The sequence below is a fragment of the Kocuria sp. UCD-OTCP genome (genome assembly GCF_000349605.1).
In the GTDB taxonomy this organism is placed as follows: domain Bacteria; phylum Actinomycetota; class Actinomycetes; order Actinomycetales; family Micrococcaceae; genus Kocuria; species Kocuria rosea.
Genome location: NZ_AOSQ01000001.1, coordinates 108,598 through 122,599 on the forward strand (window position 1 = coordinate 108,598; position 14,002 = coordinate 122,599).

At 73.5% G+C, this 14,002-nt stretch carries 15 protein-coding genes; 11 read left to right on the plus strand and 4 right to left on the minus strand.

The window, feature by feature from the left end; all coding sequences use genetic code 11:
* Window positions 1-3 precede the first annotated feature (3 nt).
* From H488_RS19865 to H488_RS19890, 6 genes are all read left to right on the plus strand, one after another.
* Window positions 4-858: an enoyl-CoA hydratase/isomerase family protein gene (locus tag H488_RS19865; RefSeq protein WP_017831815.1), complete on the plus strand. Its 855-nt coding sequence runs from the start codon at window positions 4-6 to the stop codon at window positions 856-858.
* Between the two features lie 68 nt (window positions 859-926).
* Entirely contained in the window at window positions 927-1,808 is an 882-nt protein-coding gene (locus H488_RS19870; RefSeq protein ID WP_017831816.1) for a 3-hydroxyacyl-CoA dehydrogenase family protein, read from the plus strand.
* Between the two features lie 34 nt (window positions 1,809-1,842).
* Window positions 1,843-3,057: a CaiB/BaiF CoA transferase family protein gene (locus H488_RS19875; protein WP_017831817.1), complete on the plus strand. Its 1,215-nt coding sequence runs from the start codon at window positions 1,843-1,845 to the stop codon at window positions 3,055-3,057.
* Complete coding sequence (locus H488_RS19880) at window positions 3,054-3,494, plus strand: acyl-CoA thioesterase (RefSeq protein WP_017831818.1); 441 nt, start codon at window positions 3,054-3,056, stop codon at window positions 3,492-3,494. The genes H488_RS19875 and H488_RS19880 overlap by 4 nt, the downstream gene beginning before the upstream one ends.
* Complete coding sequence (locus H488_RS19885; protein WP_017831819.1) at window positions 3,491-4,948, plus strand: MFS transporter; 1,458 nt, start codon at window positions 3,491-3,493, stop codon at window positions 4,946-4,948. Before H488_RS19880 ends, H488_RS19885 begins: the two co-directional genes overlap by 4 nt.
* Window positions 4,945-6,180: an acyl-CoA dehydrogenase family protein gene (locus tag H488_RS19890; protein WP_017831820.1), complete on the plus strand. Its 1,236-nt coding sequence runs from the start codon at window positions 4,945-4,947 to the stop codon at window positions 6,178-6,180. Before H488_RS19885 ends, H488_RS19890 begins: the two co-directional genes overlap by 4 nt.
* A 28-nt stretch (window positions 6,181-6,208) precedes the next feature.
* Here H488_RS19890 and H488_RS19895 read toward each other — a convergent pair whose 3' ends face one another.
* Complete coding sequence (locus tag H488_RS19895) at window positions 6,209-7,138, minus strand: LysR family transcriptional regulator (protein ID WP_017831821.1); 930 nt, start codon at window positions 7,136-7,138, stop codon at window positions 6,209-6,211.
* A gap of 205 nt (window positions 7,139-7,343) precedes the next feature.
* On the opposite strand from H488_RS19895, the gene H488_RS35870 reads away from it, so the two are divergent.
* The 3 genes from H488_RS35870 (at window position 7,344) to H488_RS19910 (ending at window position 10,411) form a co-directional block, all read left to right on the plus strand.
* Complete coding sequence (locus tag H488_RS35870; RefSeq protein ID WP_017831822.1) at window positions 7,344-8,207, plus strand: hypothetical protein; 864 nt, start codon at window positions 7,344-7,346, stop codon at window positions 8,205-8,207.
* A 331-nt stretch (window positions 8,208-8,538) separates the two neighbouring features.
* Window positions 8,539-9,909: an acetamidase/formamidase family protein gene (locus H488_RS19905; RefSeq protein WP_017831823.1), complete on the plus strand. Its 1,371-nt coding sequence runs from the start codon at window positions 8,539-8,541 to the stop codon at window positions 9,907-9,909.
* Between the two features lie 43 nt (window positions 9,910-9,952).
* Complete coding sequence (locus tag H488_RS19910; protein WP_017831824.1) at window positions 9,953-10,411, plus strand: DoxX family protein; 459 nt, start codon at window positions 9,953-9,955, stop codon at window positions 10,409-10,411.
* On the opposite strand, the gene H488_RS19915 is transcribed toward H488_RS19910, so the two are convergent.
* Together H488_RS19915 and H488_RS19920 are read right to left on the minus strand one after the other, a co-directional pair.
* Window positions 10,390-10,584 (minus strand): hypothetical protein, encoded by a 195-nt coding sequence (locus H488_RS19915; protein ID WP_017831825.1) that lies wholly within the window; start codon window positions 10,582-10,584, stop codon window positions 10,390-10,392. The genes H488_RS19910 and H488_RS19915 overlap by 22 nt on opposite strands.
* 77 nt (window positions 10,585-10,661) lie before the next feature.
* The gene (locus H488_RS19920) at window positions 10,662-11,351 is read right to left on the minus strand and encodes a hypothetical protein (RefSeq protein ID WP_017831826.1); all 690 of its coding nucleotides are present in this window, start codon (window positions 11,349-11,351) and stop codon (window positions 10,662-10,664) included.
* Between the two features lie 148 nt (window positions 11,352-11,499).
* Here H488_RS19920 and H488_RS19925 point away from each other — a divergent pair, with 148 nt between their 5' ends.
* Together H488_RS19925 and H488_RS19930 are read left to right on the plus strand one after the other, a co-directional pair.
* Window positions 11,500-12,051: a MarR family winged helix-turn-helix transcriptional regulator gene (locus H488_RS19925; protein ID WP_017831827.1), complete on the plus strand. Its 552-nt coding sequence runs from the start codon at window positions 11,500-11,502 to the stop codon at window positions 12,049-12,051.
* A 101-nt stretch (window positions 12,052-12,152) separates the two neighbouring features.
* A complete protein-coding gene (locus H488_RS19930; protein WP_017831828.1) occupies window positions 12,153-12,347 on the plus strand; it encodes a CsbD family protein in 195 nt (64 codons plus the stop codon).
* An 81-nt stretch (window positions 12,348-12,428) separates the two neighbouring features.
* On the opposite strand, the gene H488_RS19935 is transcribed toward H488_RS19930, so the two are convergent.
* Window positions 12,429-13,988, minus strand: a complete 1,560-nt coding sequence (locus H488_RS19935) for a CoA-acylating methylmalonate-semialdehyde dehydrogenase (protein ID WP_017831829.1) — start codon at window positions 13,986-13,988, stop codon at window positions 12,429-12,431.
* Between the last annotated feature and the right edge of the window lie 14 nt (window positions 13,989-14,002).

The following is a 14,002-nucleotide window of genomic DNA, read 5'->3' on the forward strand; positions in this document are numbered from 1 at the left end:
GCCATGACCGACACCACCACGGACACCACCACGGACACCACCACCACGCCCGGCAACAGCACGAGCACCGCCCTCGACACCGGGACCGGCACCGTCACGGCCGAGCTCAGGGGCAGGGTCGCCGTCGTCACCGTGAACCGCCCCGAGGTGCGCAACGCCCTGAACGTCGGGGTGCTGGACGGGATCGAGGCGGCGCTCGACGCGCTGGAGCGGCGCGAGGACGCCGGCGCCGTCGTCTTCACCGGCGCGGGGGAGAAGGCCTTCGTGGCCGGGGCGGACATCTCCCAGCTGGTCGGCTACACGCTGCGGGACGGCCTGCGGGCCCGGATGCAGCGCCTCTGGGACCGGATCCAGGACCTCGAGCTGCCCACGATCGCCGCGGTCAACGGCTTCGCGCTGGGCGGGGGCAACGAGCTGGCGATGTCCTGCGACATCCGCGTGGCGGCCGCCGGCGCCCGGTTCGGACTGCCCGAGACCAACCTCGGCATCCTGCCCGGCGCCGGCGGCACCCAGCGGCTGTCCCGGCTCGTCGGGCTCGGCCGGGCCCAGGAGATGATCCTCACCGGCCGGATCATCGACGCGGAGGAGGCCCTGCGCATCGGCCTGGTGACCAGCGTGGTCCCGGCGGACGAGCTGATGGACGCGGCGCTCGCCACCGCGGACTCGATCCTCGCCAAGGGCCCCCTGGCGGTGCGGCTGGCCAAGCTCGTGGTGCGCAACGGCGCCGAGACGGACCAGCGCACCGGGCTGCTGCTCGAGCGGCTGGCCCAGTCCCTGCTCTACGCCTCCGACGAGAAGGCCGAGGGTGCGAGCGCCTTCCTGGAGAAGCGCCCAGCCCGCTTCCGCGACGACGACTGACCACCGGCCCCAGCCCCGAACCCCGCGGCCCCACCGACGAGCCCCACCACAACCTCCGAGGAGCAGACATGAACCCCCAGCCGAGCATCGACGCCGTCCGAGACGTCCTGGTCGTGGGATCCGGTGCCATGGGCACCCAGATCGGGGCGGTCTTCGCCCTCGCCGGCTACACCGTCACCACCAGCGACCTCGACCCCGCCGCCCTCGAACGGTCCCGGGACGAGGTGCACCGCCGCCTCGGCCGGCTCGCCGAGAAGGGCAGCCGGAGCCGGGCGGATGTCGACGCCGCCCTCGCCCGGATGGCGTACACCACCGACTCCCTCGAGGCGGCCCGCAGCACCGACTTCGTGCTCGAGGCCGCCGTGGAGCGCCTCGACATCAAGCGGCAGCTGTTCGCGGACCTGGACGAGGCCGCCCCCGAGCACGCGATCCTCGCGACCAACTCCTCGACCATCCCCTCGTCCCTGCTCACGGACGCGACCGGCCGCCCGGACCGGGTGTGCAACATGCACTTCTTCAACCCGGCGCTGGTCATGGCCTGCGTCGAGGTGGTGCGCAACCCGCAGACCTCCGACGCCACCGCGGAGACCACCACGGAGCTCGCCCGCCGGCTCGGCAAGCAGCCCGTGCGGCTCCACCACGAGGTCCCCGGTTTCGTGGCCAACCGCCTCCTCGGGGCCCTGCGGGACGAGGCGCTGCGCCTCGAGGCCGACGGCGTGGCGAGCTTCGAGGACATCGACGTGGCCGCGCGGACGGCCCTGGGCCACCCCATGGGGCCGTTCGAGCTCATGGACCTGGTCGGCATCGACGTGGCCTACCTGATCCGGCTGGCCCAGCACGAGCAGAGCGGGGACCCCGACGACCTCCCGCACCCCTCCGTGGAGAAGCTCTACGAGCAGGGCCGGTACGGCCGCAAGACCGGCCGCGGCTGGTACGAGTACGCCGGCTGAGCCCGGACGAGACGCGACGACGAAAAGAGAGAACATGAGCCAGTTCGAGGACGCCCACGCCCTGCAGGAGATCTTCGGCCGCCCCGGCACGGGCCCGCTCGCCGGGGTGGTGGTGGCGGATCTCAGCCGCGTGCTCGCCGGCCCCTACTGCACCATGCTGCTGGCGGACATGGGCGCGACCGTCATCAAGATCGAGAGCACCGCCGGGGACGACGCCCGCGCGTGGGTCCCGCCCCACCGGGACGGCGAGAGCACGTTCTTCCTCTCGGTCAACCGCAACAAGCACTCCATCGCCCTGGACTTCTCGGACCCCGAGCAGCTCGCGGTCGTGGAGCGGATCATCGCCCGGGCGGACATCCTGGTGGAGAACTTCAAGCCCGGCGGCCTGGTGCGCTACGGCCTCGACTACGAGAGCGTCAGCGCCTGGCGCCCGGACCTCGTCTACGCCTCGATCACCGGCTTCGGCACCGCCGGCGGCGCCGACCTGCCCGGCTACGACCTCCTGGCCCAGGCCCTCTCCGGGATGATGAGCCTCACCGGCAGCCAGCACGGCGAGCCGTACCGGGCCGGCGTGGCCCTCTTCGACGTCATCACGGGCCTGCACGCCTCCACCGGCATCCTGGGCGCGTTCCACGAGCGGCAGTCCTCCGGGACGGGCCAGCACGTGGAGCTGAACCTGCTGAGCTCGGCGCTGTCCGGGCTGGTCAACCAGTCCGCCGCCTACGTTGCCGGCGGCAGCGTCCCCACCCGGATGGGCAACGAGCACCCGAGCCTCTACCCCTACGAGCCTTTCCCCACCCGGGACAAGGACATGGTCATCGCGGTGGGCAACAACGGGCAGTTCGCGCGGCTGTGCCGGTGCCTCGGCGCGCCCGAGCTCGCCGAGGACGAGCGGTTCGCCACGGTGTCCGCGCGCAACGCCAACCGGGTGGAGCTGCGCCGGCTGATGATCGAGCGGCTCGCCGCCCGGGACGCCGAGGACTGGTTCGAGCTGCTCAAGTCGGTCAAGGTGCCCTGTGCCCCGATCCTGGGGGTGGACGAGGGCGTCCGGTTCGCGGAGGACCTCGGCCTGGACCCGGTGGTGCTGGCCGGGACGGGGGGCCGGGAGGTCCCCACGGTCCGCCACCCGGTCGACTTCAGCCGCACCCCGGTCGACTACACGCAGGCCCCGCCGCTGCTCGACGCGGACCGGGACCGCGTCCTGGCGTGGCTCGAGCGCGGCGAGCCCGCGGTCCGGCAGGCGTCGTGAGCGCCGTGCACACCACCGTGCTGCCCGTGCGCTGGTCCGACCAGGACCTGAACCGGCACGTCAACAACGCCCGCGTGGTCACCCTGATCGAGGAGGCGCGGCTCTCGGCGGTCGCCTCCTGGCTGGGGGAGGACGGCGTCCCGGACCCCGCCCGGCCGCGCGTGGTGGTCTCCCTGACGCTCGACTACCTGCGCTCCATCGACCACGGCCCCGAGCTCACGGCCCGCGTCTGGGTCTGCCGCCTCGGCCGGTCGTCCTACACGGTGGCCTACGAGCTGGTCCAGCACGGGCAGGTCGCGGTCCGCGCCCGGACGGTGCTCGTGCAGAAGGACCCGGCCACGGGCCGCTCCACCCCGCTGCCGGCACCGGTGCGGGCCGCCCTGGAGGGCGTCGTCGTCCCGGAGCCGGAGCCGGACTCCGTGACCGTGCGTGCATGACCGCGTTCCGGAGGGGCCGGCCCGCCCTGCGAGCGCGGCGGATCGCCTATCCGGCGCTGCTGGCCACCACGGCGATGGGCACGATGTCCTCGAACGTGATCAACGCGCCGCTGTACGTCATCCAGACGGACCTCGGCATGACGGCCCAGCAGTCGGTGCTGGCCGTGAGCGCCTTCACGGTGGCCATGGCCACCGCCGTCCCGCTCGCCGGCTGGCTCGGCGACCGGCTCGGGGTCAAGACCTTCCTGATCTCGGCGCTGGGCGTCATGGTCCTCGCGGAGCTCACGGCGGCCGCGGCGACCGGCATGGAGTCGCTCGTGCTCGCCCGGATGGTGCAGGGCGCGGCGTGCAGCGCGATCCCGCCCTGCGTGCAGGCGGCCCTGGTCACCACCTGGCCGGAGCGGACCGCGCAGACCATGGGCGCGTGGGCCTCCGCCATCGGCGTGGGCCAGGCTGTGGGCCCGCCCTTCGGCGGTGTCCTCACCGAGGCGCTGAGCTGGCGCTGGGTCTTCGTGGTGCACGCCGGGCTGGTGCTCGTGCTGATGGTCCTCCTGGTGGCGTTCATGCCCCGGATCGGGCGGCGGCGCCCGCCGATGCACGTGGCCGCGATGGTCTGGCTCGTCCTCGGCGGCGGCTCGACGGCCGCGGCCGTGGTGCTGGCCGGGCAGTCCGGCCCCTGGTCCTGGGCGGCGGCGAGCGCGGTCTGCGCGGTGCTCGGCTGGTGGCTGTTCGCCCACCTCTGCCGGCGCCGGGCCCGGCGGGCCGCGTCCGGGGCGACGTCCCCGCGGCCCCTGCTGGACCCGGCCCTGCTGCGGGACCCCGCCTACCTCACGGCCGCGGCCGGAGCGGGGCTGGCGATGGGGTCCATGGCGGTGGCCATCGTGGCCGTGCCCCTGTTCCTCGCCTCGGACCTGGGCCTGGGCCCGGCCCGGATCGGCGCCGTGGTCTTCACCCTGGCGCTCGCCATGACGGCGGCGGGACCCGTCGCGGCGCGGGTGGGCCGCCGGCACGGCAGCGGCGTCCAGCTCGGCCGTGGGGTCCTGATCCTCGTGGTCGCCGCCCCGGTGGTCACGCTGGCCATGGTCTCGTCCGGTCTGGGCGTGGCCCGCTGGGTGATCGTGTCCCTGGTGGTCCTGGGGCTCGTGCTCGCCGGGACCGGCATCGCCTTCGCCCAGAGCGCGGCGGCCACGGAGCTCCTGCTCTCGCCCGCCGGGGGCTCCGGGACCGCGATCGGCATCCACAACATGGTCCGCTTCCTCGCGATGGCCGTGGGCTACTCCGGGGTCTCCCTGGCGTGGGCCACCGGCGCCTCGCTCCTCGTCTTCCCCGCGGTCGCCCTGACCGCGCTGGGACTGCTCGCGATCCTGCGGGCCACCCGCCGGGAACGCCCGGCGGCACCGACCACTCCGACCACCGCGGGTCCTGGGACCCGCCGACGAAAGGACCGACCATGACCACCATCTCCAGCGCCCCCTCGACCGAGGCCCCGGCCGCCGTCCGCGCGGGCGCCGCGACCTCCGACTACTTCCGGCTCGACGACGACCTGACGCCCGAGGAGATCGCGATCCGGGACCGGGTCCGCGAGTTCGCCCAGCAGCGCGTGCTGCCCGTGATCAACGACTACTGGGAGCGCGCCGAGTTCCCCTGGGAGCTGGTGCCCGGGCTGGCGGAGCTGGGCATCATCGGCACCACCATCCAGGGCTACGGCTGCCCGGGGATGTCCCGCAAGGCCGCGGGCATGGTGGCCCGGGAGATGGCGAGGGCCGACGGCAGCATCAACACGTTCCTGGGCGTGCACGGCAACCTGTGCATGGGGGCGCTGAACATGCTGGGGTCCGAGGAGCAGAAGCAGTGCTGGCTGCCGGCGATGGCGCGGCTGGAGAAGACCGGCGCGTTCGCGCTGACGGAGCCGGAGCACGGCTCGGACTCGGTGGCCCTGGAGACCTCCGCCCGCCGCGAGGGCGAGGAGTGGGTGATCGACGGGCACAAGCGGTGGATCGGCAACGGGGACGCGGCCGACGTCGTCGTCCTGTTCGCGCGCAACACCGAGGACGGGAAGGTCAACGCGTTCGTCGTGGAGAAGGACGCCGAGGGCAACCACCCGGCCGGGTACCGGCCCGAGGTGATCACCGGCAAGGTCGGCAAGCGCGCGATCCAGCAGGCCGACATCGTGCTCGAGGGCCTGCGGGTCCCGGCGGGCAATCGCCTCGAGAACTGCCGGTCCTTCAAGGACGTCTCCCGGGTGCTGCAGGCCACCCGCGGCGGCGCCGCGTGGGAGGCGGTCGGCCACGGCATGGCGGCCTTCGAGATCGCCGCCGACTACGCCGCGACACGGCAGCAGTTCGGCCGGGCCATCGGCGGCTACCAGCTGGTCCAGTCGCGGCTGGCCAACATGCTCAGCGAGCTCACCACCATGCAGCTGCTCTGCGACCGCATGGCCGAGCTCGCCGACCGCGGTCAGCTGTCCAACGCGCAGGCCTCGATGGTGAAGATGGCCACGGCGCAGAAGGGCAAGTGGATCTGCAACGAGGCCCGGGACCTCCTGGCCGGCAACGGGCTGCTGCTCGAGAACCACGTCGTCCGGCACATGACGGACATGGAGGTCGTCTCCACCTACGAGGGCACCGACTCCATCCAGGCGCTGCTCGTGGGCCGGGACATCACCGGCATCTCGGCCTTCAGCTGAGCACCCCCCTTCGGCGAGGGGGCGGGGGTCACGGAGTGCCGGTCGCCGGGGCGGGCAGCGGGCCCCCGGGCGCGGGGAACACCGTCTCGGAGATCTCGATGACGGACTGCAGCGCCGGGTTGGCGTCCCCGCGGCGCCAGAGGAGGCGGACCTCGACCGGCTTCTGCTCCTGCGTCAGCGGCTTGTAGACCACGCCGCGGGACGGCACGTTGTCCCGGACGCTGGAGAGGATGAGGGAGATGCCCATCCCGGCGCCCACGAGGACCACGAGCGTCCAGGAGTCCGGGGCCACCTGGACGATGCGCGGGACGAACCCCGCGTTCATCGCCAGGGTGTTGAGCCGGTTGGGCAGCGTGGCCCCCGCCCCGCCGGGCAGCACGATCCACGCCTCCCCGGCGAGGTCCTCGACGTCGACCGTCTCGCGGTCGGCCAGCGGGTGGCTCTCCGGGAGGGCGATGAGCAGCTCCTCGAGCGCGACCAGCCGGGAGCTGATCTCCGCGGGCAGGAAGTCCCACCGGCCGATCACGATGTCGAGGGAGTCGTCCAGGACCTTCTCCAGGCCCAGGTAGGAGAACTGCGAGCTGTAGAGCTCCAGGCTGATCCCGGGGCGACGGCGCCGGACCTGGCGCGCCAGCTCGCCCACCGCCTGGTTCACCGAGGCCCCGGCGAAGCCGAGCCGCACCCGCCCGGTCTCGCCCGCCTGGGACTTCCGGACCACGTCCTTCATGCGCTGCGCGAGCATGACCAGCTCCCGGGCCGGCTCGAGCAGGGCTTCGCCCTGCGGCGTCAGGGTCACGTGGCGGGTGTTGCGCTCGAACAGGGTGGCGCCCAGCTCGGACTCCAGCTGCCGGATCAGGCGGCTGAGGGGCGGCTGCGCCATGTGCAGGCGCTTTGCCGCGCGGCCGAAGTGCAGCTCCTCCGCGACGGCGAGGAACGCCTGGGCCTTGTGGACTTCCATCCGGCCAGACTAGGTCGTGCGCGAGGGGCAGCACGGGAGTGCCGGCGTCGCAATTGTCATTTGTGGGGCTTGCCCGCCCGTCCGTGGCATGCTTCGTCTCGTTATGAGGATCGTCATGCTCCGGAAACACGACGTGCCCGATGCAGTAACACGCACTTCCTACCGTCGGAGCTGAACCGCTCGCCCCGCCCCCAAGGAGCAGCCCATGACCGAGCACGCCGGACCAGGACCCGCGCCCGTGGTGCCGCACGCCCGGCGGCCGGTCCTCCGGGTGGTCGGCGGCACCGCTGCCGCCCCCGCCCGCCCCGAGCCCCTCCGCGCCGAGCCGGACCCCGAGGACGCCGCCCGGGCCCGCGCCGCGGCCGCGCGGGCCGCCCACCCCTCGTCCGGACTGGGCGTCCCAGGCTTCCAGCGCCCGCAGCCGGGGGGTCCCGCGCAGGACGGACGCCCGGCGGCCGAGACCCCCGAGGCACCCCGGGCGGAGGAGGGGCACGACGTCTCCGCCCACGACGTCCCCGCCCTCGACGGGCTCGGCCCGCACGTGGTCACGGGCCCGGTGCTCCTGCCGGCGGCCCGCTCCGGAGACGCGCTCAAGGTCGAGGTGCTCCAGGTCGCGGACCCCGGCGCGTCCGGCGCTCCGCTCGGGACCGGGTGCACCGCCTACCTGCCGGTCCGTGCGGACGGGGCCGCCTTCTGCCCCCGGGAGCTCCACCGGGCCCTCGGCGCGGCCGGGCAGCCCCTGCGCGGCACCTTCCGGGTGACCGTGTGCCGGACCGGCGCCCAGGACGTGCCCGCCGTGGCGCACCGGCAGCCGTTCGCCGAGACCGACGAGCACTGGATCGTCGTCGGGCGCTCGGGGACGGAGGACGCCGACGAGCAGACGTTCTGCCTGACCGCGGCCATGCAGCAGGCCGTGCGGGCCGGGGTGGACTTCCTGGCCCGGGACCGCGGCATGGACCGGCCCATCGCCCACGCCTATCTCTCCAGCGCCGCGGAGTTCGCCGTCACCCGGCTTGAGGACAGCTCCGCGGGCGCCCACGGCCGGATCCGCAAGGCCGACTTCCGCTGAATCAGCACCTCGCCACGGGTTCCGCCGACCCGCCCCGATCGATGTGCATTCGTAACCGTCATATTTCGCATGGGACATGCCGGACCCCCCGGTGACCCCTACTGTGGGTGACGCAGGTCACGCGGGCGTCCGTGCGCGGTCCCGACAACGAGGTCGGGCTGTCGCCGCCGGTAGCACCACGGCCGGGGCGCCCGGTGACCTGTCCAACCCCCGCTCCCGCCCTCGGCGCTCGCCGTCACGGCCCGGAAACACGGGGACCCCGAACCGGAAACACGCTCTCCCTATGGTCGTAGGCGTTCGAGAAAGCCGCCCCTGACCGCAGGAGACACCCATGAGTGAGCACTTCGCCCGCCGCGCCGCCGACGAACTCCAGCGGGGTCTGGGGCGGCGCACCTTCTTCCGGGCGGCCACCGCCGTGGCCGCCGCCGGTGCGGTCACCGGCACCGGGGTCGGCGCGGCCTCCGCGGCCGTCCCGATGGGCGCCCAGCACCCGAAGGGCGGCCGCCCCGGCTTCCGGGGCTCCGTCCTGCAGCCCGGGAAGGGCAGGATCCCCGGGGACCACTACCTGCCCTCGGACGTGGACAGCGTGCTGTGGGGCTACGTCCCGTCCGTGGACGCCGAGCCCTCGCTGCGCATGCGCTCGGGGCGCACGGTCACCATCGACGCCGTCTCCCACGAGGGGATCCTCGAGGACCAGGGCCGGGACCCGGTGGAGTTCTTCGGCGCGCAGGGGGTCTCCCGCGCCCGGGTCCTGGACGACGCGGTGGAGATCGCCCGCGACTACGACCGCACCGAGCGGGACTTCGACCGGGACGGCCCGCACGTGGTGACCGGCCCGGTGTTCGTCGAGGAGGCGCGGCCCGGGGACGTCCTGAAGATCGAGACCCTGCACGCCGACCTGCGCGTGCCGTACGGGGTGGTCTCGAGCCGCCACGGCAAGGGCGCGCTACCGGGCCCCGCCCGCGGCGGGCCGGTGGCCGACATCCTCGTCGAGGACGTGCTGCCGGCGGTGGGCACGGACGGCCGGTCCACGGGCAACCCGCAGGAGTACGGCAACGTCTCCACGTTCACCCCGGTGGAGCACGGTCAGGGCGTCATGGCCGGCGGGGCCGTGCGGTTCCCGCTGCGCCCGTTCATGGGCATGATGGGCGTCGCATACCAGCAGGGCTCCGGGCCCACCGACGACCTGCTCAACTCGATCCCGCCGACGCTGGGCGGCGGCAACATCGACATCCGCCACCTCGGCGTGGGCTCCACCTTCTACCTGCCCGTGCAGACGGACGGCGCCCTGTTCTACGTGGGGGACCCGCACATGGCCATGGGCGACGGCGAGGTGGCGCTCACCGCGATGGAGGGCTCGCTGCGCGGCACGTTCCGGCTCACGGTCTGCAAGGCCGGGGAGGGGGACGCGCCCTCCGTGGCCCACTCCTACCCCTTCGCGGAGACGGACGAGCACTGGATCCCGATCGGGCTCTCCGACCCGGACGGCGCGGCCGGCGGGGAGCAGAACTCCGATCTGGACGTGGCGATGCGCCGGGCCGTGCTCAACGCCCTCGACTTCCTCGAGCAGGACAAGGGCATGGAGCGCGCCGTGGCCTACGCCTACCTCTCGGCCGCCGCGGACTTCGCCATCTCCCAGGTGGTGGACCGCACCGTGGGGGTGCACGGGCTGATCCGCAAGGCGGACTTCGACCGCTCCTGAGCCCGCGCTGTCGATTCGCGGGCATGACCTCTAGTCTGCGGGCATGACCTCGTCCGCCCGGCCGGCAGCACCGGCCGCCTCCCTGCCGCGCACGATCGCCCGGGTGCTCCTCGGGCTCGTCCTGCTCGGCGCCGGGATCAGCCACCTCACGGTGGCCCGCCAGGAGTTCACGGCCCAGGTTCCCGAGTGGCTGCCCGTGCCCGACGACGCCGTGGTGCTGGGCTCCGGGGTGGTGGAGATCGTCCTCGGCGCGGCGCTGGTGGTCCTGCCCCGGCGGCGGGTGCTGCTCGGGTGGCTCGCCGCGGCGTTCTTCGTGGCCGTGTTCCCGGGCAACGTCTCGCAGTACCTCACGCGCACGGACGCCTTCGGTCTGGACACCGACCGCGCCCGGGCCGTGCGGCTGCTGTTCCAGCCGCTGCTCGTGCTGTGGGCCCTGTGGTCCACCGGGGCGTGGCGGTCGTGGCGCCGCTCGCGCCGGGATCAGTCCCGGCGGTCGGCGTAGCGCTCGGCCCAGCGGTCCCGCACGCGCCGGTACAGGGTGAACGTCCCGAGGTAGGCGAGGGCCGCGAGCACCACGACGGGCAGCCACTCCTGGGCGTCCACGGTGGTCAGCAGCGCCCCGGCCGAGGTCAGCACCAGGGCCAGGACGAGCAGGGTCGCGACGATCGACTTCACGGGCGTCCTTCCGGGGCGCGGCGGCGTTGCGGGGCCCTTCCAGCGTAGCGGCCCGGCACGCGCGGCCCGGGGGGGGCTCAGCAGGCCTCGGCGAGCGCGCGGCCGGTCCCGTCCGCGGGAGAGGTCGCCGGAGAGTTCGCGGAGGAGTGCGCGGGGGACGTCGCGGGGATGTCGCCCAGGTGCAGCAGGTCCACCACGTCCGCCTCGTCGAGGGCCGCCTCGCGGGCCAGGAGGGTGATCGGCACGCCGTGGCGCACGGCCAGGCGGAGCTCGTCGCGCAGCGACTCGAGGGCCTGGTCCAGCCGCCAGCGCTCGGCCTCGAGGCCGGCCTCGTAGGCGCACAGGCGCCGGGCCTGCTCCTGGGCGTCCGGGGCGGCAAGAGGCCCGGCGTCCGCCAGGGCCTGGTCGAAGGACCACTCGGCGTTCTCGACCCGTCCGGCCGCGGCGAGGACGCGCCGGGTGAAGAACGGGCGGAACAGCATCGCCTCGCCGTCGGGGACGATCGAGGGCACCGTGCCTCCGGGGACCGGCGTCTCCTGCAGGAAGCCGCAGGCGCAGGCGTGCACCCGGCGGCCGTCGATCGCCGCCTGCGCCACGGCGTGGTTGACGTGGTCCTGCACCTCGGCGAAGTCCAGGGTGCGCACCGGCATGGGCTCGCCGCAGTGCACGGGGGCGGCGGGAACCGCCCCGGGGTCGTTCCGGACCGCCCGGAGGGGGGAGTGCTCTGTCGTCTCGACGGTGGATCCGGGGTGCAGCTGCTGGCTCATCTTCCGACCTCTTCCTCACGTACCCTGCGGTGTTCCTCTGCGACGGCGTGCGCTCCCTCACAGGACCACACGATCCCATCGAACAGCAGTATTACTAGATTGTCTAGTTATCAGTTCATCTGATTTGTAGATCACCTACACTGGACGCATGACCGCACATCCCCGCACCTCGTCCGGCTACTGGTACGCCGCCGAGGGCGACCGTCCTCCGGCCGTGCAGGTGCTCGAGGCCCTGCGGGCCTACCGGGCGGCCGAGTCCGCCATGCGGCTGCGCACCCGCGACTCCATGGGCATGGGGGAGAAGGACGTGCTGGCCCTGCGCTACCTGCTGGAGGCCGACCGCGCCGGGACCCCCATGAGCCCCCGGGACCTGGCGAGCAAGCTGGGCATCTCCTCGGCCTCCACCACCACGCTGCTGGACCGGCTCTCCCGCAGCGGCCACGTGGCCCGCCGCCCCCACCCCACGGACCGGCGGGCGCTGGTGATCGTGGCCACCCAGGAGGCCGACTGCGAGGTCCGCTCCACCCTGGGCGCCATGCACGAGCGGATGCTCCGTGCCGCCCGGGATCTGTCCGCCGAGGAGGCCGCCACCGTGACCGCCTTCCTGCACGCGATGGCCGAGGCGGTCGAGGCCGTCGACGAGCGGCAGCTCCACGAGCACGTCGAGGACTGCCGGCACCCCGGACCCGGGGCCGCCTGAGCCGGCGCCCCGCCCCGCCGGGCCCCCGCGCCGGCCCCACGGCGCAGCACCCCGGCCGAAGACCCCCGGCCGAGGACGCCGGGGCACGAAAGGAGATCCCGATGGGACTCGACGACAAGATCCGCAACGCGACCGACAAGGCGGTCGGCTCGGCCAAGGCGGCGGTCGGTGACGCCACCGACAACCGCGATCTGCAGGCCGAGGGCCAGGCGCAGAAGACGGCCGGGACCACCCGGCAGGCCGGCGAGCACCTGAAGGACGCCGCCCGCAACATCGGCGACGGCCTCAAGAGCTGACCGGGGCGCGCACGCCGGTCCCCGCCCTCCGAACCGAGGGCGGGGACCGGCCTCGTCATGGCCGGGACCCCGGCGGACCCGTCAGTGGGTCGGGAAGCCCAGGTTGATCTGGGACTCCGAGGGCTCGGGCCAGCGCGTGGTCACGAGCTTGCGGCGGGTGTAGAAGTTGAACGCCTCCGGCCCGTACATGTGGGTGTCGCCGAAGAGGGAGTTCTTCCAGCCGCCGAACGAGAACGCGCCGATCGGCACCGGGATGGGGACGTTGACCCCGACCATGCCGACCTCGATCTCGAACTCGAACTGCCGGGCCGTCTTGCCGTCGCGGGTGAACACCGCCACCCCGTTGGCGAACTGGTTGGTGTTGATCAGCCGCACGGCCTCCTCGTAGGTGTCCACCCGCACCACGGACAGTACCGGGCCGAAGATCTCCTCGTCGTAGGCCTTCATGCCGGGCTTCACGTGGTCCAGCAGCGAGACGCCGGTGAAGAACCCCTCGCCGTCGAACTCCTGCTGCGTGCCGTCGACGACGACGGTCGCACCCTCGGCCTCCGCCCCGGTCACGTAGCCGTTGACCCGGTCCAGGGCCGCCCTCGTGATGAGCGGGCCCATCTCGGAGGCCGGGTCGGTGCCGTCCCCGATGGTCAGCTTCGCGATCCGCTCCTTCAGCCGCTCGATGAGCGGGTCGGCCACGTCCCCCACGGTGACGAGCACCGAGACCGCCATGCAGCGCTCCCCGGCGGAGCCGTAGGCGGCCGAGATCGCGGCGTCGGCGGCCCCGTCCAGGTCCGCGTCCGGCATGACCACCATGTGGTTCTTCGCCCCGCCCAGCGCCTGCACCCGCTTGCCGTGCTGCGCCGAGGTCTCGTAGATGTACTTGGCGATCGGGGTGGAGCCCACGAAGGACACGGCCTTGACCAGCGGGTTCGTCAGCAGCTCGTCCACGGCCTCCTTGTCCCCGTGCACCACGTTGAGCACACCCGGGGGCAGCCCGGCCTCGGCGAAGGCCTCGGCGATCCACACCGCCGCCGAGGGGTCCCGCTCGGAGGGCTTGAGGATCACGGTGTTCCCGGCGGCGATCGCGGTGGTGATCATCCACAGCGGGACCATGGCGGGGAAGTTGAACGGGGTGATGCAGGCGACCACGCCCACCGGCTGGCGGGTCTGGTGCACGTCCACCCCGGTGGCGGCCTGCTCGAGGAACTCGCCCTTCATGTGGTGCATCAGTCCCGCGCAGAACTGCACGTTCTCCAGCCCGCGGGCGACCTCGCCGGCCGCGTCCGACAGGACCTTGCCGTGCTCGGCGGTGATGATAGCGGCCAGCTCCGGGGTGCGCTCGCGGATGATGTTCTCGACCTTGAACATGATCGCCGAGCGCTTCGACAGCCCGGTGGCCCGCCAGCCGGGCAGGGCGAGCTCGGCGGCCTCCACCGCGGTGGCGACGTCCTCGGCGGAGGCCAGCAGCACCTGCTTGGCCACCTGCCCGGTCGCGGGGTTGTAGACGTCCGCGGTGCGTCCGGACCCGCCGTGGCGCTTCCCGTCGATGAAGTGCTCGATGACCGCGCCGGTGGTCCGGGGGTCCCGGGCGCCCCGCTCGGCGTCCTGCTGCGTGCGGGCCTCGGCGTCCTGCTTGGTGTTCTGCATGGTGTCCTCCTCGG

Coding starts and splice junctions, on each gene's coding strand:
- H488_RS35870 (WP_017831822.1), top strand. CDS start 7,344: ATGACCGAGCACGCCGGACCAGGACCCGCGCCCGTGGTGCCGCACGCC.
- H488_RS19890 (WP_017831820.1), top strand. CDS start 4,945: ATGACCACCATCTCCAGCGCCCCCTCGACCGAGGCCCCGGCCGCCGTC.
- H488_RS19875 (WP_017831817.1), top strand. CDS start 1,843: ATGAGCCAGTTCGAGGACGCCCACGCCCTGCAGGAGATCTTCGGCCGC.
- H488_RS19905 (WP_017831823.1), top strand. CDS start 8,539: ATGAGTGAGCACTTCGCCCGCCGCGCCGCCGACGAACTCCAGCGGGGT.
- H488_RS19930 (WP_017831828.1), top strand. CDS start 12,153: ATGGGACTCGACGACAAGATCCGCAACGCGACCGACAAGGCGGTCGGC.
- H488_RS19920 (WP_017831826.1), bottom strand. CDS start 11,351: ATGAGCCAGCAGCTGCACCCCGGATCCACCGTCGAGACGACAGAGCAC.
- H488_RS19870 (WP_017831816.1), top strand. CDS start 927: ATGAACCCCCAGCCGAGCATCGACGCCGTCCGAGACGTCCTGGTCGTG.
- H488_RS19865 (WP_017831815.1), top strand. CDS start 4: ATGACCGACACCACCACGGACACCACCACGGACACCACCACCACGCCC.
- H488_RS19895 (WP_017831821.1), bottom strand. CDS start 7,138: ATGGAAGTCCACAAGGCCCAGGCGTTCCTCGCCGTCGCGGAGGAGCTG.
- H488_RS19925 (WP_017831827.1), top strand. CDS start 11,500: ATGACCGCACATCCCCGCACCTCGTCCGGCTACTGGTACGCCGCCGAG.
- H488_RS19935 (WP_017831829.1), bottom strand. CDS start 13,988: ATGCAGAACACCAAGCAGGACGCCGAGGCCCGCACGCAGCAGGACGCC.
- H488_RS19885 (WP_017831819.1), top strand. CDS start 3,491: ATGACCGCGTTCCGGAGGGGCCGGCCCGCCCTGCGAGCGCGGCGGATC.
- H488_RS19910 (WP_017831824.1), top strand. CDS start 9,953: ATGACCTCGTCCGCCCGGCCGGCAGCACCGGCCGCCTCCCTGCCGCGC.